This window comes from Campylobacter concisus (assembly GCF_002914005.1).
GTDB classification, from domain to species: domain Bacteria; phylum Campylobacterota; class Campylobacteria; order Campylobacterales; family Campylobacteraceae; genus Campylobacter_A; species Campylobacter_A concisus_N.
Genome location: NZ_POZU01000020.1, coordinates 1 through 3,895, shown reverse-complemented (window position 1 = coordinate 3,895; position 3,895 = coordinate 1). Strand labels below are relative to the sequence as shown.

Sequence of the window (3,895 nt, the reverse complement as noted above, 5' to 3'; positions counted from 1 at the left end):
AAGTAAGGTTTGGGCGTATTTTCCAGTAGCTAGAACGCTAAAAGCAAAGCTGTCATTTTGTGGTACAAAATCATCAAAAAAATCTCGCATAGTTTCATTTAAATAAGATTTTATAAAATCATCATATTCTTTGGCTAAAAAATTTGCAAAATTTCTACCCTGATTTTTTTGAAAATGTTTTGGTAAATTTGCCTTAAAATCAAGAAATTTCTCTTTGATTTTTAAATAATTGTCACTATTTTTGGTACTTTTATCGGCCAGCATTTAATGTTTCCATTGTTAAAAATATCTTGGCAAATGTTACATAATTTTTGCAAAAACAAAGCTTTATTTGCCTATAATGAAGCCTTAAGTTCAGCTTTAGGACGATAAAGATAATGAATCTATTACAAAAACTAGAAAGTGGTGAGAGATTAAGCAAGCAAGAGGCTTTTTCGCTTTATGAGCTTGATCTTTTTACGTTAGCTAAATTTGCCGATAAAAAACGCAGAAAGCTGCACGGTAACAAGGTCTTTTTTAATGTAAATCGCCATATCAATCCAACAAATATCTGTGCTGACATCTGTAAATTTTGCGCATTTTCAGCCCACAGAAAAAATCCAAATCCATACTTAATGAGCCACGAAGAAATTTTAAAGATCGTTGATGAGAGCGTGAGCCACGGCGTAAAGGAGATACACATCGTATCAGCTCACAACGCAAAAAGTGGCTGGCAGTGGTACTTAGAAATTTTTAAAAAGATAAAAGCAGCTCATCCAGAGCTTCATGTAAAGGCGATGACGGCGGCTGAGATTGATTTTTTATCAAGACATTACGGCTTAAGCTACGATGAGGTGATAGAAAAGATGCTCGAATACGGCGTCGATAGCATGCCAGGCGGTGGGGCTGAAATTTTTGATGAAGAGGTCAGGGCTAAAATTTGCAAAGGCAAAGTAAGTAGCGAAAACTGGCTCAAAATCCACAAAATGTGGCACGATCACGGCAAACAAAGCAACGCAACGATGCTTTTTGGTCACATAGAAAGCCGCGATAACAGGATCGATCACATGCTAAGGATTAGGGACTTGCAAGATGAAACTGGCGGATTTAACGCGTTTATCCCACTAGTTTATCAAAGAGAAAATAACTACCTAAAAGATATTAAATTTCTAGGATCAGCTGAAATTTTAAAGACTCTGGCGATCTCACGTCTTGTGCTAGATAATGTTCCACATATCAAAGCTTACTGGGCTACTTCGACGCTAAATTTAGCGATGATAGCTCAGGAATTTGGAGCAGATGATCTTGATGGCACGATAGAAAAAGAGAGCATCCAAAGTGCAGCTGGCGCAAATAGCGCAAACGGCGTTACACTAAAGACATTTTGCGATCTCATAAAAACATCTGGTTTTACGCCAGTTGAGCGTGATAGTTTATATAACGAACTTAAAATTTACTAAAGGAGCTTGGGGTGAAATTTTTTGACTTAGCACAAAACAAAACGAGTGTGAAGCAGGAATTTGGAGCGGGACTTACGACGTTTTTGGCGATGATGTATATCGTGCCGGTAAATGCGATCATTATGAGCAAAACTGGTATGCCTTATGAGGCACTAATTACGGCAACTGCGCTAATTACCATCTTTTCTACTATATTAAATGGTCTTTGGGTGAACACGCCAGTTGCGATGAGCGTTGGCATGGGGCTTAATGCTTATTTTACATTTGGTCTTTGCATCGGTATGAAAGTACCTTGGCAAACGGCTCTTGGCGTTGTTTTTCTAAGCGGCGTGATATTTGTCGTCTTGTCTTTTACAAATTTTAGAATGTGGATAATTAGATCCATCCCACTTGATCTAAGAAGGGCGATAAGCGCTGGCATAGGTACATTTATCAGCTTTGTGGCGTTTCAGCAAATGGGCTTTATCGTAAATAGTGACGCAGTTTTGGTTGGTATAGGAAATTTCAAAGATCCAAACGTACTTCTTGGCGTTTTGGGACTATTTTTAGTTATTTGCTTTTGGGCGTGGAAGATAAAGGGCGCGTTTATCCTAGCTGTGCTTGCTACTTCAGTAATAGCTTGGGTGCTTGGTATCGCTCCTCATCCAACAGAAATTTTCTCAACTCCAGCCTCTATCTCTCCGATATTTTTAGAGCTTGACATAAAAGGCGCGCTTAGTCTAGCCTTGCTGCCAGTTGTTATCACATTTTTTGTGACTGATCTTTTTGACTCGATAGGCACACTAGCTGGCGTTGGCACAAGGGCTGGAATTTTTGATGAAAATAAAAAAGATGGCGTCGTAAAACTTGAAAAAACTCTTGAAGCTGACGCTATTGCTACGGCAGCTGGCTCACTTGTAGGCGTAAGTACGACCACATCGTTTGTAGAGAGTGCTAGTGGTGTAGAAGAGGGCGGTAGAACTGGTCTAACGGCTGTATTTTGCGGACTTTTATTTATACTTACATTATTTATGTTGCCACTTTTTAAAGCTATCCCTGGCAATGCCATCTATCCGATCCTCGTAATGGTCGGCGTGCTTATGTTTGCTGAGCTTGCTAGTATAAATTTTAAAGATCCAGCTATTGCGGTTGCAACATTTTTCATAGTTGTGCTCATCCCGCTTACTTACTCGATCACAAACGGCCTTGCATTTGGCTTTATGTCATACGTCATAGTTAAGCTCATAAAGAGAGAATTTAGCGATATAAATTTAGGTGTAGTTGTGCTAGCGCTCATTAGTTTTATCGTATTTTTAGTGCATTGATAAGGAAGAAAGATGATATTTTATAGCTATGATGAATTTGCTGTTGATACTAAAAAGATGGCAAAACAGATAAAAGATGAGTTTGATCCAGAGGTGATACTAGCTGTGGCAAGGGGCGGTCTAACGCTTGGTCACTCGCTAGCTGTTGCGCTTAATAATAGAAATTTATTCACCTTAAATTCTATCCATTACGAAGATACAAACAAGCTTGATACGATTAATATCTTTAACGTGCCAGATCTTAGCAAATACACTAAAATTTTACTCGTTGATGACATCATCGATAGTGGCGAGAGTATGGTCGAGATAAAAAGAGAGCTGCTCAAACGCTATCCAAATTTAGATATAAAAATAGCGACCGTCTTTTATAAAGAGAAAGCTCTGCTTTTGCCAGAATTTAAGGTAAAAGAGGCTCACGATTGGATCGAGTTTTTTTGGGATATACATATTTAAGGAAAATTTTTGCTAGATAAATTTAGGGAATTTGTTGGACATCACGTCGCCTTTAGCGTATTTTTGATATGTTTGATTGACTGTATATTTTTACTTTATACGGCAAATTCTCTTAGCATAAGTTACAGTGAAGCTGAAATTTTTTTTAACAAACAAAATTTTCTTAGCCATGTTTTAAACTTAAGTGTTCAAATTTTTGGTCAAACAGATCTTGCTCTAAGATCTGTGATGATCGCTTTTCATGTCATAAGCGTCGTTTTAATGTATAAGATAAGCAAATTTTACATTAAATTAGAGTTTGACAGACTTATTGCGGTATTGCTTTTTATCTTACTTCCTGGTACGCTAGCTTCAGCTCTTATCGTCAATAATGCTGGGCTTTGCGTTATGCTGGCGCTCTTATGTATATACTTTTTTCATGTTAAAAATAAAATTTTATTTGTAACATTTTTTTGTCTTTCTTTTTTTATAGATGGCGATTTTTTGATATTTTACGTAGGATTTTTTATATTTGCACTTTGCAAAAGAAAGCCGCCTCTTGCTTGGCTAAGTGCTATTTTGTTTTTACTCACGCTTTACTTTTTTGGTTTTGATACAAATGGTAGGCCAAGTGGGCACTTTATCGATACTTTTGGTATCTTTGCCGCTGTTTTCTCGCCATTTATTTTTATATTTTTTGTCTATACGATTTATAGAATT

Annotated in this window: 3 protein-coding genes and 2 pseudogenes; 4 read left to right on the top strand and 1 reads right to left on the bottom strand. The window is 37.2% G+C overall.

Annotated features, from left to right (window positions below; genetic code table 11):
• Window positions 1–264 (bottom strand): annotated as a pseudogene (locus CYP54_RS02505) (HD domain-containing protein); the annotation flags it as partial.
• A gap of 110 nt (window positions 265–374) precedes the next feature.
• Between CYP54_RS02505 and mqnE the strand changes: the two are divergent.
• From mqnE to CYP54_RS02485, 4 genes and pseudogenes are all read left to right on the top strand, one after another.
• Window positions 375–1,439, top strand: a complete 1,065-nt coding sequence (gene mqnE, locus CYP54_RS02500; protein ID WP_103604082.1) for an aminofutalosine synthase MqnE — start codon at window positions 375–377, stop codon at window positions 1,437–1,439.
• Window positions 1,440–1,450: 11 nt separating this feature from the next.
• Window positions 1,451–2,743, top strand: coding sequence for an NCS2 family permease (locus tag CYP54_RS02495; protein ID WP_103604081.1), 1,293 nt, complete (start codon window positions 1,451–1,453; stop codon window positions 2,741–2,743).
• Between the two features lie 12 nt (window positions 2,744–2,755).
• Window positions 2,756–3,196: a phosphoribosyltransferase gene (locus CYP54_RS02490; RefSeq protein ID WP_054196841.1), complete on the top strand. Its 441-nt coding sequence runs from the start codon at window positions 2,756–2,758 to the stop codon at window positions 3,194–3,196.
• A 9-nt stretch (window positions 3,197–3,205) separates the two neighbouring features.
• Window positions 3,206–3,895 (top strand): annotated as a pseudogene (locus CYP54_RS02485) (glycosyltransferase family 39 protein); the annotation flags it as partial.

What these genes read in the sequence shown, in the direction of transcription:
- CYP54_RS02490 (WP_054196841.1), top strand. Translation starts at nt 2,756, where the DNA reads ATGATATTTTATAGCTATGATGAATTTGCTGTTGATACTAAAAAGATG.